Here is a 20,950-nt window from a genome sequence, read left to right as displayed (position 1 = left end):
TAACTCCCCTGACCCTGTTCAATGGAATCGACTATGTTTTTCAATCGGATTGGACATCGTAGTGATACGAAGAAGGCTGAAGATGAAGCCTTCATGCAGGCAATCAAGAACATCGACACTCTTGTGGTGAGGGGCGGCCGCATGTCCATGGACGCCAAAGAAATCGAAGGTTTGGTTCGCTCCTCCCGCGACAAGGCTAAAAAACTGGTCACTCCGCAAGCCGAATCCTGATAAATGGCTTTTTTACTTCTGCTGCCACTACTCGTCAGCGGCTTTTTGGTGTGCCTGAAAGATCCCACCATTTACTGCAGGTTGCATCGCTATGAGGGCCAGATGCTTTATCTGCAGGTGGGCCGTTATGGCATTTACTGCTTTGTAGCGGCCATGTCTGTCACCGCAGTCCTTGCAGGACTGTTCTCGCATGACTGGGGTGTGTTGTGTCCCGAATGGCTCCAAACGGCGAACGCGGCCTCCCCACTCTGTTTTGCCGTGAACACCGATTTCATGGGCGCTTTAGGTCAAATGGGGCAGGATTTCGACATCACTGGCAAAAATTTCAGCCAGGTCGGTGTGTTCCTTGCCCTTTCAGGATTATTAACCCTGGCGATGCCAAGCCTGGGCGCTTTTCTTACTGTCAAGATTCTCAAGTGGCAACTGAAGGCCAGTAAAGAAGAAGAAATTGCGGCCTATCTGTTGGGCGAGTCTGTAGAACACAGCCCTATCTGCTCGACGCTTTTTGATGCATTTGTCGACAAGGAAGAAGTGATGATCACGATGGTGGATCGAAAGGTCTACGTCGGTTACATCATGGACGTCGGAGCCCCCACCGAAGTGACGGGTGTGAATCAGGAGATTCTGCTCATACCCACCGTCAGTGGCTATCGGGATAAAGACACCCTTAAAGTCGTGTACACGACCGATTATCCGAGTGATACACCGCTCAGGCCTATTGGTTTTCGGCAGGAAAATATTGTCTCCATCAGCATCTTCAGCGATGAGGTGCGTGAAGCGTTCAAGCGCGCAGATTCTGAGCGGGCGGGTGAAGAGGCAGCGAAAGAGAAAGCTGCCAAGGATCAGCTCGTCAAGGCGATCACTGAGCTTGTGGCGGTGGTGCAAGCTGCGCAGCTTGCACCAGAGGTCTCAAACCCGTCTCAATGCCCATGACTCCTCCCCACATGTGAAGGCTCGCCCTCTGGCGCTGCCACAGCGCCCGTCACTTCCAGCCTTTCCAGTATCGCGCAATGTTCTGTCGTGCCGTCGCTGCAGCGGCGGCGCAGGTCGAGCAGTTGTTCCTGGAGCGCTTGCAGGCTTGCGACGCGGGCGTTGACGTGTTCGATGTGTTCGTCGATCAGGGCGTTGACGTTTTCGCACTGGTCCTGTGGGCTGTCGCGCAGGTTGAGCAGGCTGCGGATTTCTCCAAGGGTCATGTCCAGGCTGCGGCAATTGCGGATGAACGACAGGCGCTCCGTGTGTGCCTGGGTGTACAGCCGGTAGTTGCCATCGCTGCGGGCGGGCGCGGGCAGCAGGCCTTCGCGTTCGTAATAACGGATGGTTTCGACCTGGGTGTCGGTCAGTTTTGCCAGTTCGCCGATTTTCATTTGGACTCATCTCGTTTGAGTGCTTGACCCTATAGTGGCTACAGGGTGTTCACTTGGCAACAAGCAGAATCCTGGAGCCACAACGAATGGGCACGACGATCAAGAATTCCCCCGGACATGACCATGACCACGATCATGATCACGGCGAGCACGCGCACGAGCAAAAAACCGTGGAGCATGCGCATTCGTGCTGCTCCAGCGAGGCACAGCCTGCCGTAGTGGCCTTTGGCGAAGCACCAGCAGCGGGCGGTCGTCTGAGCAGCTTCCGTATCGAGGCGATGGATTGCCCCACCGAGCAGACGCTGATCCAGAACAAACTGGGCAAGCTGGCCGGTGTGCAGAAGCTGGAATTCAACCTGATCAACCGCATGCTGGGCGTCTGGCACGATCTGCCGTCCACCGATCCGATTCGTGAGGCCATCAGCTCGCTGGGCATGCAGGCCGAGCCGGTCGAGGACGGTGCAGCGTCTGCCGAACCGGCGCCGGTGGTGAAGAAACACTGGTGGCCGCTGGCGTTGTCCGGCGTTGCGGCGCTTGGCGCAGAGGTGGTCCATTTTGCCTCGCTCGGCCCGACCTGGGTTGTGGCGCTGCTGGCACTGGTGTCGATCTTCAGTTGCGGCCTGACGACCTACAAGAAAGGCTGGATCGCGCTCAAGAACTTCAACCTGAATATCAATGCGCTGATGAGCATCGCGGTGACCGGCGCGATTGTGATCGGTCAGTGGCCGGAAGCGGCGATGGTGATGTTCCTGTTTACCATTGCCGAGTTGATCGAAGCCAAGTCGCTGGACCGCGCGCGCAATGCAATCAGCGGCCTGATGCAGTTGACGCCAGAGCTTGCCACCGTCAAGCAGGCGGATGGCAGTTGGCAGGAAGTCGAGGCCAAAAACGTTGAACTGGAGGCTATCGTCCGGATCAAGCCCGGCGAGCGTGTCGGCCTTGATGGTGAAGTGGTATCTGGTAGTTCGACCATCGATCAGGCGTCGATTACCGGTGAAAGCCTGCCGGTGGAAAAGACCGTCGGCGATAAGGTTTTCGCGGGCACCATCAACCAGGCGGGCTCCCTGGAATACCGTGTTACTGCGGCGGCAAACAACTCGACGCTGGCGCGCATCATTCATGCGGTGGAAGCGGCTCAGGGTTCGCGTGCGCCGACCCAGCGCTTTGTCGACAGCTTCTCGCGTATCTACACGCCGGTGGTATTCGTCGTCGCGTTGGCGCTGGCGTTGGTCGCACCGCTGTTCTTCGGCGGCGAATGGTATGACTGGATCTACCGGGCGCTGGTGCTGCTGGTAGTGGCCTGCCCGTGTGCGCTGGTGATTTCCACGCCGGTAACCATCGTCAGCGGTCTGGCAGCGGCGGCGCGCAAGGGGATTTTGATCAAGGGTGGCGTTTATCTGGAAATGGGCGAGAAGCTTGATTACCTGGCCCTCGACAAGACCGGCACGCTGACCCACGGCAAGCCGGTGCAGACCGACTATGTGCCGTTGAACCCCGCAGTCGCCAACAGCGCGCCTGCCATCGCCGCGAGCCTCGCGGGTCGTTCAGATCACCCGGTTTCCCAAGCCATTGCCAAGGCCGCCGATGGCAGCCTGACGCTGCATGAAGTCAGTGCGTTCGAGGCGTTGGGTGGGCGCGGTGTGAAAGGCGAGATCAACGGCCAGATGTATCACCTGGGCAACCATCGTCTGGTGGAAGAACTTGGCCTGTGCTCGCCAGAGCTGGAAGCCAGGCTCGATGCGCTGGAAATGCAGGGCAAGACCGTGGTGCTGTTGCTCGATGCCTCTGGCCCGATTGCGCTGTTTGCTGTCGCCGATACGGTGAAGGAGACCAGCCGCGAAGCCATTGCTCAGTTGCACGAGCTGGGCATCAAGACGGTCATGCTGACCGGTGATAACCCGCACACGGCCAAGGCGATTGCCGATCAGGTCGGCATCGACGAAGCGCAGGGCAATCTGCTGCCTGCCGACAAGCTCAGTGCGATCGAGGCGCTTTACAGCCGCAATCACCGGGTGGGCATGGTCGGTGACGGTATCAATGATGCCCCTGCGCTGGCCCGTGCGGAGATTGGTTTCGCCATGGCTGCGGCAGGCACCGATACGGCTATCGAAACGGCAGATGTCGCCCTGATGGACGATGATCTGCGCAAGATACCGACGTTTATCAAGCTGTCCCGTCGAACCTCGGCAGTGCTCAAGCAGAACATTGTGTTGGCCATTGTGACCAAGGTGCTGTTCATCGGCATCACCTTCGCGGGTCTGGCGACCATGTGGATGGCGGTGTTTGCCGACATGGGCGTGAGCTTGCTGGTGGTGTTCAACGGCTTGCGCTTGCTCAAGAAGTGATCAGGCGGGAACCTTGAAGGGCGGACGCGGAGCGTCCGGAACGGCATTCCCACGCGGAGCGCGGGAACGATAATCGGTGTTGCTATCGGCTATCGCTCCCACGCTCTGCGTCCGACGTTGTCAGCCGAACCGCTCTTGCCCCCAGGCGATGAAGGTTTCCAGCAGTGGCTTGAGTACGGCGCGAGTAGGCTCAGCCAGGTCCGGGCGGTAGTGGAAGGGCACGAATTCGTCCATGTAGGTGCTTTGCGCCAGCTCCAGCTGTACGGCGTGGATGTTGTTGGCCGGGTTGCCGTAGTGTCGGGTGATGTGGCCGCCCTTGAAGCGTCCGTTCAGCACATGGCTGTAGTCCTTGGCCGCTGCGCAGACCTGCTCCATTCGGCTGGCCAGCTCCGGGTCGCAGCTGGCGCCATTGAAGGTGCCCAGGTTGAAGTCCGGCAGGCGACCGTCGAACAGGTGCGGAATGTGGCCGCGAATCGAGTGGGCGTCGAACAGCAGCGCATAACCGAACTCGTCACGCATGCGCTGCAGTTCCTGCTCCAGCGTCTGGTGATACGGTGTCCAGATCTGCTGCAGATAGCGCGCCCGCTCCTCGGCGCTGGGCGTCTGGCCGTCCTTGAACAGGGGTACACCATCGAACAGGATCGACGGAAACAGGCCGGTGGTCGCACCTGCGTACATGGGCTTGTCGTCAGCGGGCCGGTTCAGGTCGATGACAAAACGCGAGTACTCGGCGGCCAGGGTGCTGGCGCCCAATTCGGCGGCGAAGTCATACAGGCGCGGGATGTGCCAGTCGGTGTCCGGCAGGCTCAAGGCTTCGTCCACCAGCGCGGCTTCGACCACCGGGGTCAGTTTCAGACCGGCATGCGGCATGCTGATCAGCAGCGGAATGCGGCCACGTTTGAATGTCAGAACGTTATCCACAGGGCTCTCCTTCAGATCGATGATTCGACGCCGTGGCGCACGATGCGTTTGTCCAGATCACCGCCCAGCCAATAGGCCAGATCAGCCGGTCGTTCGATGTTCCAGGCGACGAAATCCGCGACCTTGCCGACCTCCAGCGAGCCGTGGGTCGCGCTCATGCCCAACGCCCTGGCGGCATTGAACGTCACCCCCGCCAGTGCTTCTTCGGGCGTCATGCGAAACAGCGTGCAGGCCATGTTCAGCATCAGGCGCAATGACAGGCCCGGCGAGGTGCCAGGGTTGAGGTCGGTGGCAATCGCAATCGGCACGCCGTGCTTGCGCAGCGCGTCCATCGGCGGCAATTGGGTTTCCCGCAGGAAGTAAAACGCTCCCGGCAGCAGCACCGCGACGGTTCCGGCAGCGGCCATGGCGATGGCGTCGTCTTCGGTCATGAACTCCAGGTGATCCGCCGACAGCGCCTTGTAGCGCGCGGCCAGGCTCGATCCGCCCAATGACGACAGCTGCTCGGCATGCAGTTTGACCGGCAGTGCCAACTGCCCTGCGGTGATGAACACCTGCTCGACCTGGGCGGGCGAAAACGCCAGGTATTCACAGAAGGCATCCACTGCATCGACCAGTCCTTCGGCTGCCAGCGCCGGGAGCATGTCGTTGCAGATGTGGTTGATGTAATCGTCGGCGCGATCGGCGTATTCCGGTGGCAGCGCGTGGGCGGCCAGGCAGGTGGCGCGCACGGTGACGGGCTGGGTGTTGCCCAGACGCCGAATCACCCGCAGGATCTTGCGCTCGTTTTCCAGGTCCAGCCCGTAACCCGACTTCATCTCGACGGTCGTGACGCCGTCTTTCAGCAGATGCCGCAGACGGCGCTCGGCACTGGCGTACAGCTCATCCTCACTGGCGGCGCGAGTGGCACGCACCGTGCTGGCAATACCGCCGCCCGCTGCGGCGATCTCGGCGTAGCTCACACCCTGCAAACGCTGTTCGAACTCGCCGCTGCGGTTGCCGCCGAACACCGTATGGGTGTGGCAGTCGATCAGGCCGGGCGTGACCCATGCCCCGTCCAGATCGATGCAGTTGTCATGTTCCGGCTCGGCCAGCTCGGCCTGAGGCCCGATCCACTCGATGAGCGCTCCGGAGGTCACGATGGCGGCATCCTCGATGATCGAGTATTTACCGTGCGCCATGCTTGCGATGTGACAGTTTTTCCAGAGCGTTTTCATTCGAGGCCTCGTTGATCAATGAGTGGTGTTGAGCGCCTTGGGCTTGACCCACACAGCGTAGGCAATGAGCAGCAGCACGATCCAGATTGCGCCGACGATCAAGGCTGCACGGTTGTCCGGGAAGTAACCCAGCACGCCGAAGATGAACAGCATGAAGGCGATGGCAGCCGCCGGCCCGTAAGGCCAGAACGGCACGGCGAATTTCAGCTGTGCCGCTTCCTCGCGGCTCATCGAGCGGCGCATGGCGACCTGCGTCAGCAGAATCATCAGCCAGACCCACACGGTGGCGAAGGTGGCCAGCGAAGCGATCAGCAGGAACACGTTCTTGGGGATCAGGTAGTTGAGCAGCACGCCGCCCAGCAGCGCGATGCCCATGACCAGCACGGTCATCCACGGCACGCCATGGCGCGACACGCGGGCAAAACTGGCGGGCGCCTGACCTTCACGGGCCAGGCCATACATCATGCGGCCTGCGCCGAAGATGTCGCTGTTGATCGCCGAGACGGCAGCCGAGATCACCACGATGTTGAGGATGGTCGCCGCCGAGGCGATACCCAGGTTGTCGAAAATCTGCACGAACGGGCTGCCCTGCGTGCCGATCTGCGGCCACGGGTAGATGCACATCAGCACGAACAGAGTCAGCACGTAGAACAGCAGAATGCGCAGCGGCACGGCATTGATCGCTTGCGGCAGGCTGCGTCGCGGGTCCTTCGCTTCGCCTGCGGTAATGCCGATGATTTCGATGCCGCCGAAGGCAAACATCACCACCGCGAACGAGGCGATCAGGCCGGTGACACCGTTGGGCATGAAGCCGCCATGCGCCCACAGGTTGCTGATGCCGATTTCGCTGCCGCTGGCCGAGCTGCCGATACCGAAGATCATGATGCCGAAGCCTGCGACGATCATCGCCACGATGGCGCTGACCTTGAGGATCGACAGCCAGAACTCGGTTTCACCAAAGACTTTCACGTTGCACAGGTTGAGCGCGCCGATCAGAAAGACGATGCCCAGCACCCAGATCCAGCGCGGCACTTCCGGAAACCAGAAGCCCATGTAGATGCCGAATGCGGTCACGTCGGCGAGGCAGACGATGATCATCTCGAACGCATAGGTCCAGCCGAGCACGAAGCCGGCCAGCGGGCCCATGTAGCGCGTGGCGTAATGGCTGAACGAACCGGACACCGGGTCGTGGACCGCCATTTCGCCGAGCGCGCGCATCACCATGTACACCGCCGCGCCGCCGATCAGGTAAGCCAGCAGTACGGCAGGCCCGGCCTGTTGAATCGCCGAGGCCGAGCCGTAGAACAACCCTGTACCGATGGCAGAGCCCAGGGCCATGAAGCGGATGTGGCGGGCGGATAACCCGCGTTTCAAACCATCTTGTGACGTCATTTCAGGTCCATTTCATTACAGGTATGGCAAAAGCCGCGAGAACGTCTGCATCCGGCCTCCCGCAGCGATGACCAAAGCGAGCCCTGCCAGGCTCGCGGTGCATCACAGACTCGGTAGCAGACGTGCAGGAACCAGCGGGTTCAGGCAAGTGGAGGACAGCAACTGACTGGCAGCTTCGATGTCCGGTGCAAAAAAGCGGTCCTTTTCATAGAACGGGACCTTGCTGCGCAACAGGCTGCGGGCTTGCTCCAGCTTCGGAGAGGTTTTCAGACCTTCACGCAAGTCCAGACCCTGGCAGGCAGCCAACCATTCTACGGCAAGAATCCCGCGAACGTTTTCTGCCATTTCCCATAAGCGCTTGCCGGCGGCCGGGGCCATCGACACATGGTCTTCCTGATTGGCCGAGGTTGGCAGGCTGTCGACACTGTGTGGATGGGCCAATGCCTTGTTTTCACTGGCCAGTGCGGCGGCGGTCACCTGCGCGATCATGAACCCGGAATTGACGCCGCCGTTGGCCACCAGGAAGGGCGGCAACTGCGACATGTGCTTGTCCATCATCAGCGAAATGCGTCGTTCGCTGAGCGAGCCGATCTCGGCGATTGCCAGCGCGAGATTGTCCGCTGCCATGGCGACCGGCTCGGCGTGAAAATTGCCACCGGATATGACGTCGTTCTCGGCGGCGAACACCAGCGGGTTGTCGGACACCGCGTTGGCTTCGATTTCCAGCACCTCGGCGGCCTGACGCAGCTGGGTCAGGCATGCGCCCATGACCTGTGGCTGGCAGCGCAACGAGTAGGGGTCCTGAACCTTGTCGCAATTGCGGTGCGACTCGGACACGCCGCTGCTTTCGCCCAGCAGGTCGCGGTAGCAGGCCGCCGCGTCGATCTGCCCGCGCTGCCCGCGTGCGGCATGAATGCGCGCGTCGAAGGGCGAGCGCGAACCGAGTACTGCTTCCACAGTCAACGAGCCGCAAGTCAGAGCCGCAGCGAACAGGTCTTCGCCTTCGAACAGGCCGCGCAATGCGTAGGCGCTAGACACTTGCGTGCCGTTGAGCAGCGCCAATCCTTCCTTGGCCGCCAGGGTCAGCGGTTGCAGCCCGGCAGCCGCCAGCGCATCGACGCCGTTCAGCCATTCGCCCTTGTAGCGCGCCTTGCCTTCGCCCAGCAGCACCAGCGACATGTGCGCCAGCGGCGCCAGGTCACCGGAAGCACCGACCGAGCCCTTGAGCGGAATATGCGGGTAGACCTGGGCATTGATCAGCGCAATCAGGGCGTCGATGACCACGCGCCGAATGCCCGAGAAGCCGCGGCTCAGGCTGTTGACCTTGAGCACCATGATCAGTCGCACCAGCTCATCGCTGATCGGCTGACCGACACCGGCCGCATGCGACAGCACCAGCGAACGCTGCAGGTTTTCCAGGTCTTCGCTGGCAATCCGCGTCGAAGCGAGCAGGCCGAAGCCGGTGTTGATGCCGTAGGCGGTGCGGTTCTCGGCCAGAATGCGCTCGACACAGGCGACGCTGTCGTCGATCTGCTGGTTCGCGCTGCTGTCCAGCGTCAGGCTGACCGGCTGCAGATAAATGCCGCGCAGTTGCGCCAGGGTCAGTTGGCCGGGGATCAGGTTCAGCGTCTTGGCAGATAAGGTGGTCACGATGCTGCTACTCCTTGATGGATGTCAGCGACGGCGTGTGGCCGTACGCTGCTTTTATAGGCCTGCCGCGTTGTCACGGCAGTGCTGGAAAACCCTTTCCAGCGACGTTTCGTCTTTGAGCAGGGCCGCGCTGCTGGCGATGTCCGGGGCCAGCCAGCGGTCTTCGTCGTAGGCCGGAATGCGCTCGCGCAGCAGTCGCCACGCGGCACCGGTGCCCACGCCAAAACCCTGTGTCTTGAGAAATTCGAACGCCTGGGCCGCGAGCAGATACTCGATGGCCAGAATCTGCGTGGTATTGCCCAGCACCTTGTGCAGCTTGAGCGCGGCGCTGGTGCCCAGGCTCAGGTGATCCTCCTGCAGACCGGAGGTCACGTAGTTGTCGACCACGGCCGGTTGCGCCATCTGGCGGTTTTCCGCGCACAGCGAAGCGGCGACGTACTGGACGATCATCATTCCCGAGTTGACGCCCGGCTGGGTGACCAGAAACGCCGGCAGGCCGCTGACCATCGGGTTGATCAGGCGGTCGAGGCGTCGTTCGGCGATCGAGCCCAGCTCTGCCATCGCCATGCACAGCAGGTCTGCCGCCATGGCCACCGACTGGCCGTGTGGATTGGCCTGAGACACCACGCGGAAAGCCTCGGGCGTGCCGAGCAGCAGCGGGTTATCGGTGACTGAATTGAGCTCGATCTCGACCTGGCGAGTGGCGTGAGCCAACTGGTCGCGGGTGGCACCATGCACCTGGGGAATCGAACGGATACTCAGCGCATCCTGAGTACGAATGCCTTCACTGCTGGCGAGCACGTCGCTGCCTGCCAACAACATGCGCAGGTTCTTGCCCACCTGCTGCATGCCCGGATGCGGCTTGAGGGCGAGAATGCTTGCATCGAATGCGTCCAGCTGGCCGCGCAGGGCTTCGAAGCTCATCGCGCCGATCACGTCGGCCCATTGGCTCAGGCGCTCGGCATCAGCGATGGCCAGACAGCTCAGGCCGGTCATGCACGGTGTGCCGTTGACCAGACACAAACCGTCCTTGGCACCAAGGATGACCGGAACCAGACCTTCTTCGTTCAAGGCCTGCTCAGCCGGGACGATCTGCCCGCGATAGCTGACCTGACCGATGCCCAGTAACGCGATACCGACGTGCGCCATGTGCGTCAGATAACCCACCGAACCCTGCGCCGGTACTTGCGGCGTGATGCCGCGGTTGAGCAGGGCCAGCAGCGCTTCGACCACTTGCCGGTGAATGCCGGACTTGCCCTGGCTGTAGTTGAGAATCGCGGCGCAGATGATTGCGCGGGTCTGCTCGTCGGCCAGTGGCGTACCGACGCCGCAGGCATGGCTGAGCAGGGTATTGCGCGACAGGCGACTGAGCTGTTCGCCTTGCAGTGACACATTGCACAGCGCGCCGAGCCCGGTGTTCACGCCATAGGCGCGCTCGCCGCTGACGACGATGCGCTGCACGATGGCCTGAGCGTTGTCGATCCGTGCCCAAGCGGCGTCCGACAGGACCAGTCTTGCGCCATGTCGAGCCACGGCGACCACGTCCTGCCAGCCCGCAGGTGCTTCACCGATGACGATCTGTTCTGCTCGCGACATCTGCAACGGTCCTTAAAGGGTGGCTACGCGGCGCTGAACGAAACGATCCACGTAATCGTCGGCGGGCGAATGAAGGATTTCTTTCGGCGTACCGACCTGAATCAATCGCCCGTCCTTGAGGATCGCGATGCGATTGCCGATGCGCACGGCCTCGTCCAGGTCGTGGGTAATGAACACGATGGTCTTGTGCAGACTGGCTTGCAGCTCCAGCAACTGGTCCTGCATCTCGGCGCGGATCAGCGGGTCGAGGGCGCTGAATGCTTCGTCCATCAGAATGATGTCGGTGTCGGCCGCCAGTGCGCGGGCCAGACCTACACGCTGACGCATGCCGCCGGAAAGCTGGTGCGGGTATTTGTTTTCGTAGCCCTTGAGGCCTACGGTGGTGATCCAGTGCTGCGCGCGTTCCTGACACAGCGCCTTGCTCTCGCCACGCACGGTCAGGCCGTAGGCCACGTTGGCCAGCACGGTCTTGTGCGGCAGCAGGCCGAAGCTCTGGAACACCATACTGATCTTGTGCCGGCGGAATTGGCGCAAGGCCTCCATGTCGTAACGCAGGATGTCTTCGCCATCGACCAGAATCTCGCCGCTGGTAGGGTCGATCAGCCGGTTGAAGTGGCGCACCAGCGTTGATTTTCCCGAGCCGGACAGGCCCATGATGACGAAGATTTCGCCGCTGCCGATCGACAGCGACAGGTCGTTGACCCCGACCACGCAGCCGGTCTGGGCCAGCACCTGGTCCTTGCTGTGGTTTTGCTGGATCAACTGCAGTGCTTCCTTGGAGCGGTTGCCGAAGATCTTGAACACGTTTTTGACGACGATTTTGTTCGGTTCCACGCTGCTCATTTGTGCGCCTCATGCCGTGGGCGGCCATAGGCCTGCGTGATACGGTCGATGACGACCGCCAGAATGACAATGGCCAGGCCCGCTTCCAGCCCGCGCCCGACGTTGAGGGTCTGAATGCCCACCAGCACGTCTTCGCCAAGCCCGCGTGCGCCGATCATCGAGGCAATCACCACCATCGACAGCGCCATCATGGTGGTCTGGTTGATCCCGGCCATGATGCTCGGCATCGCCAGCGGCAGTTGCACACCGAAAAGTTGCTGCCAGCGGTTGGCGCCGAACGCGTTGATGGCTTCCATCACTTCACCGTCCACCTGACGAATGCCCAGATCGGTCAGACGAATCAGCGGCGGCGCGGCGTAAATCACCGTGGCGAAGATCGCCGGAACCTTGCCCAGACCGAACAGCATCAGCACCGGGATCAGGTAAACGAAGCTGGGCATGGTCTGCATGATGTCGAGCAGCGGCATCAGCACCGAGCGCAGACGATTGCTGCGTGCCGAAAGAATGCCCAGCGGAATGCCGATCAGCACCGCGATGATCGTGGCGACCAGCATCAGCGCCAGGGTCTGCATCAGCTTGTCCCACAACCCGACCGCACCGACCAGAAACAGCAGGCCGACGATGACCAGCGTCGTGACGATCTTGCGTGTCGCGTGCCAGGCAATGCCGCCGACGATCATCAGCATCAGCCACCACGGCGCCATGCGCAGCAGGCCTTCGAGGTTGACGATGGCCCATAGCAGGGTGTCGGAGATGTGCCGGAACACATCGCCGTACTGCGTGACCAGTGAGTCGACGCCATCGTTGACCCAGTTGGCGATCGAGAAAGTGAAGCTTTCAGGAAACATAAGCGGCTCTCAAATGAGGTGTGTCGGGTCAACGACGGGGCTGTCGAACCGTACAGTCCGACAGCCCGGTCGTTTACAACGAAGCGTCCACCTTCTTCGCGGCGTCTTCGCTGACCCATTTGTGCCAGACTTCGGGGTGCTCTTTCAGGAAAATCTTCGCCAGCTTCGGCGATTCGATGCGTTCCTTGGCCATGCGCCCCAGGTTCTGGTTGAGCAGGTCGATCGGCAGGTTGACCTTTTCCAGGATTGCGACCAGTTCAGGGGCCTCATCGTGGAACACTTTGGACACGCCGACCTTGATATCGATCGTCTTGTTGACCCCGGCTTTCTCCTCCAGACGCACCAGGTCTACCTGACCCATGAGCGGCGTGGGTGACCAATAGTAGGTCAGGATCGGCTCGCCACGTTTGTAACTGGAGAGAATCGCCGCATCCAGCGCGGGGCCGGTGCCCGGGCGGAAGTTGGTGTATTTGCTTTCCAGGCCGTAGCTCTTGAGCATTTCGCTGTTTTCCAGCTCACAGGTCCAGCCGGCCGGACAGTTATAGAAGCGGCCCTTGCCAGGCTCTTCCTGATCCTTGAACACGGCTGAATACTGGGCCAGATCGCTGATGGATTTCAGGTTGGGTGCCTTGGCTTCCAGCTTGCGTTTGGCATCGCCTTCGATCACGTAGCGTGGCACGTACCAGCCTTCCACAGCGCCGACGATCGGTGCGCCGACACCGACCACCTTGCCGGCAGCGGCGGCCTTGTTCCAGACCTCGCTGCGACCTACCCATTCTTCGGCAAAGATCTGGATATCGTTGGTGCCCAGGGCATTTTCCATGGCGATGGAATTGCCGGGCAGGGCGTCAACGGTGCAGCCGTAACCCTTGTCCAGAATGACCTGCAGTACATCGGTCAGCAGCATCGCGCTTTCCCAGTTAAGACCGGCGAATTTCACCGGCTTGCCTGATTCGCACCAGCCGGCAGCCTGACTTGCGCCTGCGCTGGCGAGCAGGCCAGCGGATACCAATGTGGTCAACAGGGCCTTTTTCATATTCATTGTCGATGCTCCTAAGCCTTAAATGGATGACGGCAGCTTCAAGTAGGCATCCGGCCCGTGGGCATGCTCATGCCCGTCCCCGACGTGTGCCGGCCTGATGGCCGACAACGTTGTCAACGTCCGATCATTGGCAGGTTCAAGCCCTGCTCTCTGGCACAGTCGATAGCGATGTCGTAACCGGCATCGGCATGGCGCATCACCCCGGTGGCCGGGTCGTTATGCAGCACGCGGGCAATACGCTCGGCGGCTTCGTCCGTGCCGTCGCAGACGATTACCATCCCGGAATGCTGCGAGAAGCCCATGCCGACGCCGCCACCATGGTGCAGCGAGACCCAGGTCGCACCGCTGGCGGTGTTGAGCAAAGCATTGAGCAGCGGCCAGTCGGAAACAGCGTCGGAGCCGTCACGCATGGATTCGGTTTCGCGGTTGGGGCTGGCGACCGAGCCGGAGTCCAGGTGGTCGCGACCGATCACCACCGGTGCCGACAACTCGCCACTGCGGACCATCTCATTGAACGCCAGACCCAGTCTGGCGCGTTGACCCAGGCCGACCCAGCAGATACGCGCCGGCAGGCCCTGGAAGCTGATGCGCTCGCGGGCCATGTCCAGCCAGTTGTGCAGGTGCTCGTCGTCCGGGATCAGCTCTTTGACTTTGGCGTCGGTCTTGTAGATGTCCTGCGGGTCGCCCGACAGCGCGGCCCAGCGGAACGGCCCGATGCCACGGCAGAACAGCGGACGGATATAGGCCGGCACGAAGCCCGGAAAATCGAAGGCATTGGTGACGCCGACTTCCTTGGCCATCTGACGAATATTGTTGCCGTAGTCGAAGGTCGGAATGCCGGCTTGCTGGAAGGCGAGCATGGCTTCGACGTGCTCGGCCATCGACTGCTTGGCGGCCTTGACCACACTGGCCGGTTCGCTCACCGAACGGGCACGGTACTCGTCCCAGGTCCAGCCTTTGGGCAGGTAACCATTGAGCGGGTCGTGGGCGCTGGTCTGGTCGGTGACCATGTCCGGGCGCACACCGCGACGGACCATTTCCGGCAGGATTTCCGCCGCGTTGCCACACAGCGCGATGGAGATGGCTTTGCCTTCGGCCGTGTATTTGGCGATACGCGCCAGTGCGTCATCGAGATCTGCGGCCTGTTCGTCAACGTAGCGGGTCTTGATGCGGAAATCGATGCGGCTCTGCTGGCATTCTATGTTCAGCGAGCAGGCCCCGGCCAATGTCGCGGCCAGCGGCTGCGCGCCACCCATGCCGCCCAGACCTGCGGTGAGCACCCAGCGGCCCTTGAGGTTGCCGTCATAGTGCTGGCGACCGGCTTCGACGAAGGTTTCGTAAGTGCCTTGCACGATGCCCTGGCTGCCGATGTAGATCCAGCTGCCGGCGGTCATCTGGCCATACATGGCCAGGCCCTTGGCATCCAGTTCGTTGAAGTGCTCCCAACTGGCCCAGTGCGGTACCAGGTTGGAGTTGGCGATCAATACGCGAGGGGCGTTGCTGTGGGTCTTGAACACGCCGACCGGCTTGCCGGACTGTACCAGCAGGGTTTCATCATCGTTGAGCTGAGTGAGGCTCTCGACGATCTTGTCGTAGCACTCCCAGTTGCGCGCGGCGCGGCCGATGCCGCCGTAAACCACCAGCTCATTGGGGTTTTCGGCGACTTCCGGGTCGAGATTGTTCATCAACATGCGTAGCGGCGCTTCGGTCAGCCAGCTCTTGGCAGTCAATTGAGTACCGCGTGCAGCCCGCACGACGCCTTCGCGATGGCGGGTCCAGTCCTGCTTCAGGTGTTGATTATTCTCGGTCACAAAAAAATCCTCGGCGATCAATTCGAACCAGCCCGATGGAGGGCGAGCAAAGCCTGGCGAAGCAGGCCGATTCAGTTGGGTAGAAGGCGGAATGTTTAGCCTGTCTCTACTTGTACATACAAGCATATGCAATCAAAAGACCAACTTTGCGCCTTTGCTGTTTTTTACTCATCGAATTGGCCTGAAGGGCTTTATTTACGGGGTCTTGCGGTTTTGGTCAGCACGAAAGCATTTTTCCGAGAAGAGCGCGGTGCTGTTACCTGAATGACTTTTTGCGCAGTTTTGGGGCAGTCGGTAACAGGTTGGTGCGGTGACGATGTGTGCAGCGTTCGGGCCGGGATTGAAGCGCCATGAGCGTTCACAGAGCGCGCATTTGACAGGCTGCAAATGGCCTCTTTGGCGTGGGAACGAACCCGCTCAAGCATGCGTCATACCCACGCCTGAGCCTGCATTCACCGGCCCGCGATTAGGTCTCGCGGGGGTTTTCATGTTTAAATTGAACGCTCGTTCAAGTTAAACCGGTGGTTCGCTGCCCGCTCACAACAGGAGGCTTACCCTTGCCGTATCCGCTTTTTGCAGTTGGTTTTATCAGTCCGGAGGCACTCAACCGATGAGTTCTGCGAGTTCCTCTTCAAGCGGCATGGTTCGCATGAATGCTCCAGTGTTCTATTTCGCTGCGAGTTTTATTCTGATTTTCGGCATCGTCGTGATCGCGTTCCCGCAAGCCAGCGGCGAATGGCTGCTGGCGGCTCAAAACTGGGCGGCCAACACGGTCGGCTGGTACTACATGATGGTCATGACCCTGTACCTGGTCTTCGTGGTGGTCACCGCCTTGTCGGGCTTCGGCAAGATCAAGCTCGGTGCCGACCACGACGAACCCGAGTTCAGTTACCTGTCATGGGCCGGGATGCTGTTTGCCGCCGGCATCAGCATCACGCTGTTCTTTTTCTGCGTTTCAGAGCCCCTGACGCACCTGCTGCAGCCGCCGCAGGGCGAGGGTGGCACCGCAGAAGCTGCGCGCCAGGGCATGCAGTTGCTGTTTCTGCACTGGGGCCTGCATGGCTGGGGCGTGTTTGCCTTCGTCGGTATGGCGCTGGCCTATTTCGCTTATCGCCACAACCTGCCGCTGGCCCTGCGTTCGGCGCTGTATCCGCTGATTGGTAAACGCATCAATGGTCCTATCGGTTATGCCGTCGATGGCTTCGGCATCATTGCGACCATCTTCGGTCTCGGCGCAGACATGGGCTTCGGGGTGCTGCACCTCAACTCCGGTCTGGATTACCTGTTCGGCGTGGCGCACACCCACTGGATTCAGGTCGGTCTGATTACCCTGATGATGGGCGCGGCGATTCTGGTGGCGATCGCCGGTGTCGACAAGGGCGTGCGCGTCATGTCCGACATCAATATGTTGCTGGCCTGCGCGCTGCTGCTGTTCGTGCTGTTTGCCGGCCCGACTCAGCACTTGCTCAACACGCTGGTGCAGAACATCGGTGACTACCTGGGCGCACTGCCGAGCAAGAGTTTCGACGTGTATGCCTATAACGAGCCGAGTGACTGGCTGGGCGGCTGGACGGTGTTCTATTGGGCCTGGTGGATTGCCTGGGCGCCGTTTGTGGGCCTGTTCATTGCGCGTATTTCCCGTGGCCGGACCATCCGTGAGTTTGTCTTCGGTGTCTTGCTGATCCCGCTGGGCTTCACCCTGGCGTGGATGTCGATCTTCGGTAACAGCGCGATCGATCAAGTGCTCAACCATGGCATGACGGCGCTGGGTCAGTCGGCTATCGACGATCCGTCGATGACCCTGTACCTGCTGCTGGAAACCTATCCGTGGAGCAAGACGGTGATTGCCGTCACGGTGTTCATCAGCTTCGTGTTCTTCGTCACCTCGGCCGACTCGGGCACGGTGGTGCTGTCGACACTGTCAGCCAAAGGCGGCAACCCTGACGAAGACGGTCCGAAATGGCTGCGGGTGTTCTGGGGTGTGGCCACGGCGCTGATCACCAGTGGCCTGTTGTTCTCGGGCAGCATCGATGCACTGAAATCGGCTGTAGTGCTGACGTCGTTGCCGTTCTCGCTGATTCTGTTGCTGATGATGTGGGGCTTGCACAAGGCGTTCGTCATGGAGTCGCAGCGCAAGATCGCGCAGTTGTACTCGCTGGCGCCGGTATCCGGTTCACGACGCGGCGGCTGGCGTCAGCGTCTGAGCCAGGCGGTGCATTACCCGTCGCGAGACGAGGTGTACCGCTTCCTTGATCAGACCGTGCGTCCGGCGATTGAAGAAGTGACAGCGGTGTTCGTCGAGAAGGGCTTGAACGTGGTCAACGTCCCCGATCCGTCCAACGACTCGGTGACCCTGGAAATCGGTCACGGCGAAGAGCGTCCGTTCATCTACCAGGTGCAGATGAAAGGCTTCTTCACCCCGTCGTTCGCCCGTGGCGGCATGGGCTCCAAGCAATTGAACAACCGCCGCTACTACCGCGCCGAGGTTCACTTGAGCGAGGGCAGTCAGGACTACGACCTGGTGGGTTACACCAAGGAACAAGTCATCAACGACGTGCTCGATCAGTACGAACGGCATATGCAGTTCCTGCACCTGGTGCGTTGATCGAGGGGTGGGGGGCGGTTACGACTATCGTTCCTCACGCTCCAGCATGGGTACGATGGTGTTTGCCCGGACACCTCGCGCGCTACCCGTTCCGCGATCTTCCTGACGGCTATCGTTCCTCACGCTCCAGCGTGGGAATGCCCTTCGTGACGCTCCGCGTCACACATCTGCGCCGCGCCGCATGTTCAGGCCAGGACGCGGAGCGTCCAGAACGGCATACCCACGCGGAGCATGGGTACGATGGTGTTTGCCCGGACACCTCGCGCGCTACCCGTTCCGTGATCTCCCTGACGACTATCGTTCCTCACGCTCCAGCGTGGGAATGCCCTTCGTGACGCTCCGCGTCACACATCTGCGCCTCGCCGCATGTTCAGGAGAGGACGCGGAGCGTCCAGAACGGCATACCCACGCGGAGCATGGGTACGATGGTGTTTGCCCGGACACCTCGCGCGCTACCCGTTCCGCGATCTTCCTGACGACTATCGTTCCTCACGCTCCGGCGTGGGAATGCCCTTCGTGACGCTCCGCGTCACACATCTGCGCCGCGGCGTTTGCGTGTCAGAGGCTTTTCGTCGGCCATGCTCGATCCCTTCGCATAAAAGTAAAAGGAATATAAAACTAATTTTTCAGTATTGGACGATCTATCAGTCGTTTTCCGATACTGGTGATGTTAGCGCTAACAAAGATGGTTTTTCTGCTACTCGCCACCGCGAATGCCCGGACCCGGTTTAGTCAGCACGCACAGGCGACAGTGCGCATCGCACTGTCGGATCAGGGCATATTTCAGGTAGGCACGCAGATGCACACAACAGGTGGGGATAGCGTCAGACACACGCTTCTGGCGCAGGCGATCGATCAGGCTCATACCGCGCGGGGGCGTCGTTGTGGGTGGTTGCTGATGGGGCTGACGGCATTGCCGTGTGTTCCGGCCATGGCAGAGACAGCGGCAGGGCAGAACACGGAAACGGTAGCGCTGGAATCGGTGACCGTGACCGCCACACGCCGCGAGGAATCGCTGCAAAAAGTACCGGTCGCCGTGTCCGTGATCGAGGGCGAACAACTGGAGCGCGATAACCGTAATGGCGTGGCCAGCATCGTGCAGCAGGTGCCGTCGTTGAATTTCCGCACCGGGGCTTCCAACAAGGACACCTCGCTGTTCGTTCGCGGTGTCGGCACCATTTCCACCTCGCCAGGCGTCGAACCGACCGTGGCCACGGTGATCGATGGCGTGGTGTATGCGCGGCCGGGTCAGGCCACGCTGGACTTGCTCGACCTGGAACGCATCGAAGTACTGCGCGGCCCGCAAGGCACGCTGTTTGGCAAGAATGCTTCGGCGGGCGTGCTCAACGTCACCACCAAGGCACCGACCGAAGCGACTCACGGTTACATCGATCAGTCCTATTACAGCGGCAACGAAAGCCGCACCCGTTTCGGCATTGGCGGCAGCCTGATTCCGCAAACCCTCAAAGGCTCGATCACGACGTTGTTCGGCAGCTATGACGGCAATGTCGACAACAAGCTCAATGGTCAGGAAGTCAACGGTTACAACCGCAAGGGTGCCCGCGGCGAGCTGGAATTCACACCCAATGACGACATCACCTTCACCCTTGCAGCGGACTACATGCAGTCCCATGACGATGCACCCAACGGTGTCGTAACCAAGGCGCTGACCCCGTCCTTCGCCAGTGCCCTGGCGCCGGTACGTGCCGACAGCGATAACCGCAATGTCGTCAGCGATTACCGCAGCCATGTCGAGGACGTCAACAAAGGCCTGTCCGGCCAGCTCGACTGGCAACTGGGCGACTACACCCTGACCTCGATTACCGCCTGGCGTGGTTGGGACAACACCCAGTATCAGGACGGCGACCGGCTTGGCACTGTCACCGCGGCGTTCCCCGGCACCGAAGACAAGGGCGATCTGGCGTTCAACCAGTATTCCCAGGAGTTGCGTCTGGCGTCGCCGAAAGGCCGGTTTGTCGAGTACGTCGGCGGGCTGTTTTACATGCACGGCAAGAGCGACGAGACCTATCAGCGCACGCTGATCACACCGACGACTCATGATCGCGGCATCGCCGATTACAGCACCACCACCGACAGTTATTCGGTGTTCGGTGAAACCACGTTCAACTTCACCCCGGACTTGCGTGCGATTGCCGGGGCACGCTGGACCCACGACGACCTGGAATACGATCATCGCCGCGTATCGACATCGGCTACCACCGTCAGCGGCATTCAGCCAGCAACCAGCAGCTCCGGGTCGGTGGATGAAGACGGCAAGTCCGGACGCCTCGGTTTGCAGTACGACCTGAGCGACAGTGTGATGACCTACATCACCTACTCGCGCGGCTACAAAGGCCCGGCCTACAACGTGTTCTTCAACATGCAGCCGCGTGACACCGAGGCGCTCAAGCCGGAAACCTCGAACACCTGGGAGGTCGGCCTCAAGGCCACCACCTGGAACAATCGCCTGACCACCAACCTGGCGGTGTTCCACAGCGAGTACGACAACTATCAGGCGAATTTCTTCGACAGTGTCGCCGGACAGGTCGTGACGCGCCTGATCAACGCAGGCAGCGTCAGCACGGAAGGCGTCGAGCTGGATTACGCCCTGCAAGCCACCCGAAACCTGAAATTCTCCGGTGCGCTGTCCTACACCAAAGCACGCATCGACAGCTTCGCCTGCCCGGCCGGTGCGGCGGCGTCCTGCAATGTCGACGGCAAGACCCTGCCGTACAGCCCGGACTGGAAAAGCTACGTTCGTGCCGATTACACCATCCCGCTGGACAACGGCCTGGATATCGAACTGGGCACCGATTACAGCTGGCAGAGCGAAGTGCAGTACGACATCAGCCAGAACCCGGACACCAGACAGGGTGCTTACGGCATCTGGAACGCCAGCGTGGCACTGGCCGATTACAACAGTGGCTGGCGCGTTGCATTGCTGGGCAAGAACCTGGCGGACAAGTCCTACTCGCCAATGCTGGCGACCGGGGGCAACTACGTTTATCGATCAGTGCCGCGTGATGATGAACGTTATTTCGGCGTGCAGTTGCGCAAGGATTTTTGAGCCGAGACCCCAGGC

Annotated in this window: 15 protein-coding genes; 5 read left to right on the top strand and 10 right to left on the bottom strand. The window is 60.9% G+C overall.

Translation table 11 applies throughout. The annotated features are described in order from the left end of the window. Positions 1-33: 33 nt before the first annotated feature. Both KBY02_RS25160 and KBY02_RS25155 read left to right on the top strand, forming a co-directional pair. Entirely contained in the window at positions 34-231 is a 198-nt protein-coding gene (locus KBY02_RS25160; RefSeq protein WP_010434507.1) for a hypothetical protein, read from the top strand. Positions 232-234: 3 nt separating this feature from the next. Then, positions 235-1,164 (top strand): hypothetical protein, encoded by a 930-nt coding sequence (locus KBY02_RS25155; RefSeq protein WP_104684638.1) that lies wholly within the window; start codon positions 235-237, stop codon positions 1,162-1,164. Here KBY02_RS25155 and cadR read toward each other — a convergent pair. Continuing rightward, positions 1,152-1,598, bottom strand: a complete 447-nt coding sequence (cadR, locus tag KBY02_RS25150; protein ID WP_003405262.1) for a Cd(II)/Pb(II)-responsive transcriptional regulator — start codon at positions 1,596-1,598, stop codon at positions 1,152-1,154. The genes KBY02_RS25155 and cadR overlap by 13 nt on opposite strands. 86 nt (positions 1,599-1,684) lie before the next feature. Here cadR and KBY02_RS25145 point away from each other — a divergent pair, with 86 nt between their 5' ends. Then, complete coding sequence (locus tag KBY02_RS25145; RefSeq protein ID WP_104684637.1) at positions 1,685-3,943, top strand: heavy metal translocating P-type ATPase; 2,259 nt, start codon at positions 1,685-1,687, stop codon at positions 3,941-3,943. Positions 3,944-4,063: 120 nt separating this feature from the next. Here KBY02_RS25145 and hutG read toward each other — a convergent pair whose 3' ends face one another. The 9 genes from hutG to hutU all read right to left on the bottom strand — a co-directional run bounded on the left by hutG (position 4,064) and on the right by hutU (position 15,263). Beyond that, complete coding sequence (gene hutG / locus KBY02_RS25140) at positions 4,064-4,864, bottom strand: N-formylglutamate deformylase (RefSeq protein WP_003426898.1); 801 nt, start codon at positions 4,862-4,864, stop codon at positions 4,064-4,066. An 11-nt stretch (positions 4,865-4,875) separates the two neighbouring features. Continuing rightward, positions 4,876-6,081, bottom strand: coding sequence for an imidazolonepropionase (gene hutI / locus KBY02_RS25135; protein WP_024659402.1), 1,206 nt, complete (start codon positions 6,079-6,081; stop codon positions 4,876-4,878). Between the two features lie 15 nt (positions 6,082-6,096). After that, entirely contained in the window at positions 6,097-7,473 is a 1,377-nt protein-coding gene (locus KBY02_RS25130) for an amino acid permease (protein WP_104684636.1), read from the bottom strand. Between the two features lie 102 nt (positions 7,474-7,575). Further along, a complete protein-coding gene (gene hutH / locus KBY02_RS25125; protein ID WP_225650841.1) occupies positions 7,576-9,123 on the bottom strand; it encodes a histidine ammonia-lyase in 1,548 nt (515 codons plus the stop codon). Positions 9,124-9,177: 54 nt separating this feature from the next. After that, on the bottom strand, positions 9,178-10,719 hold the full coding sequence (locus KBY02_RS25120) for an HAL/PAL/TAL family ammonia-lyase (protein ID WP_003405248.1): 1,542 nt from the start codon (positions 10,717-10,719) through the stop codon (positions 9,178-9,180). Positions 10,720-10,731: 12 nt separating this feature from the next. Further along, positions 10,732-11,562 (bottom strand): quaternary amine ABC transporter ATP-binding protein, encoded by an 831-nt coding sequence (locus KBY02_RS25115; protein WP_003405246.1) that lies wholly within the window; start codon positions 11,560-11,562, stop codon positions 10,732-10,734. Beyond that, positions 11,559-12,410 (bottom strand): ABC transporter permease, encoded by an 852-nt coding sequence (locus tag KBY02_RS25110; protein ID WP_003343849.1) that lies wholly within the window; start codon positions 12,408-12,410, stop codon positions 11,559-11,561. Before KBY02_RS25110 ends, KBY02_RS25115 begins: the two co-directional genes overlap by 4 nt. Before the next feature lie 73 nt (positions 12,411-12,483). After that, complete coding sequence (locus KBY02_RS25105; RefSeq protein ID WP_003405245.1) at positions 12,484-13,452, bottom strand: ABC transporter substrate-binding protein; 969 nt, start codon at positions 13,450-13,452, stop codon at positions 12,484-12,486. A 113-nt stretch (positions 13,453-13,565) separates the two neighbouring features. Then, the gene (gene hutU / locus KBY02_RS25100; protein WP_011269249.1) at positions 13,566-15,263 is read right to left on the bottom strand and encodes a urocanate hydratase; all 1,698 of its coding nucleotides are present in this window, start codon (positions 15,261-15,263) and stop codon (positions 13,566-13,568) included. A 649-nt stretch (positions 15,264-15,912) separates the two neighbouring features. On the opposite strand from hutU, the gene betT reads away from it, so the two are divergent. Next, positions 15,913-17,868: a choline BCCT transporter BetT gene (betT, locus tag KBY02_RS25095; protein WP_205902143.1), complete on the top strand. Its 1,956-nt coding sequence runs from the start codon at positions 15,913-15,915 to the stop codon at positions 17,866-17,868. A gap of 751 nt (positions 17,869-18,619) precedes the next feature. Beyond that, positions 18,620-20,935, top strand: coding sequence for a TonB-dependent receptor (locus KBY02_RS25090; protein WP_024660328.1), 2,316 nt, complete (start codon positions 18,620-18,622; stop codon positions 20,933-20,935). Positions 20,936-20,950 lie beyond the last annotated feature (15 nt).

Source organism: Pseudomonas sp. P129 (genome assembly GCF_020312195.1).
GTDB lineage: Bacteria > Pseudomonadota > Gammaproteobacteria > Pseudomonadales > Pseudomonadaceae > Aquipseudomonas > Aquipseudomonas fragariae.
The sequence above is the reverse complement of the archived record's forward strand: the minus strand, read 5'-3'. Positions and strand labels throughout refer to the sequence as shown.

What these genes read in the sequence shown, in the direction of transcription:
- KBY02_RS25160 (WP_010434507.1), top strand. Translation starts at nt 34, where the DNA reads ATGTTTTTCAATCGGATTGGACATCGTAGTGATACGAAGAAGGCTGAA.
- KBY02_RS25155 (WP_104684638.1), top strand. Translation starts at nt 235, where the DNA reads ATGGCTTTTTTACTTCTGCTGCCACTACTCGTCAGCGGCTTTTTGGTG.
- cadR (WP_003405262.1), bottom strand. Translation starts at nt 1,598, where the DNA reads ATGAAAATCGGCGAACTGGCAAAACTGACCGACACCCAGGTCGAAACC.
- KBY02_RS25145 (WP_104684637.1), top strand. Translation starts at nt 1,685, where the DNA reads ATGGGCACGACGATCAAGAATTCCCCCGGACATGACCATGACCACGAT.
- hutI (WP_024659402.1), bottom strand. Translation starts at nt 6,081, where the DNA reads ATGAAAACGCTCTGGAAAAACTGTCACATCGCAAGCATGGCGCACGGT.
- KBY02_RS25130 (WP_104684636.1), bottom strand. Translation starts at nt 7,473, where the DNA reads ATGACGTCACAAGATGGTTTGAAACGCGGGTTATCCGCCCGCCACATC.
- KBY02_RS25120 (WP_003405248.1), bottom strand. Translation starts at nt 10,719, where the DNA reads ATGTCGCGAGCAGAACAGATCGTCATCGGTGAAGCACCTGCGGGCTGG.
- KBY02_RS25115 (WP_003405246.1), bottom strand. Translation starts at nt 11,562, where the DNA reads ATGAGCAGCGTGGAACCGAACAAAATCGTCGTCAAAAACGTGTTCAAG.
- KBY02_RS25110 (WP_003343849.1), bottom strand. Translation starts at nt 12,410, where the DNA reads ATGTTTCCTGAAAGCTTCACTTTCTCGATCGCCAACTGGGTCAACGAT.
- KBY02_RS25105 (WP_003405245.1), bottom strand. Translation starts at nt 13,452, where the DNA reads ATGAATATGAAAAAGGCCCTGTTGACCACATTGGTATCCGCTGGCCTG.
- betT (WP_205902143.1), top strand. Translation starts at nt 15,913, where the DNA reads ATGAATGCTCCAGTGTTCTATTTCGCTGCGAGTTTTATTCTGATTTTC.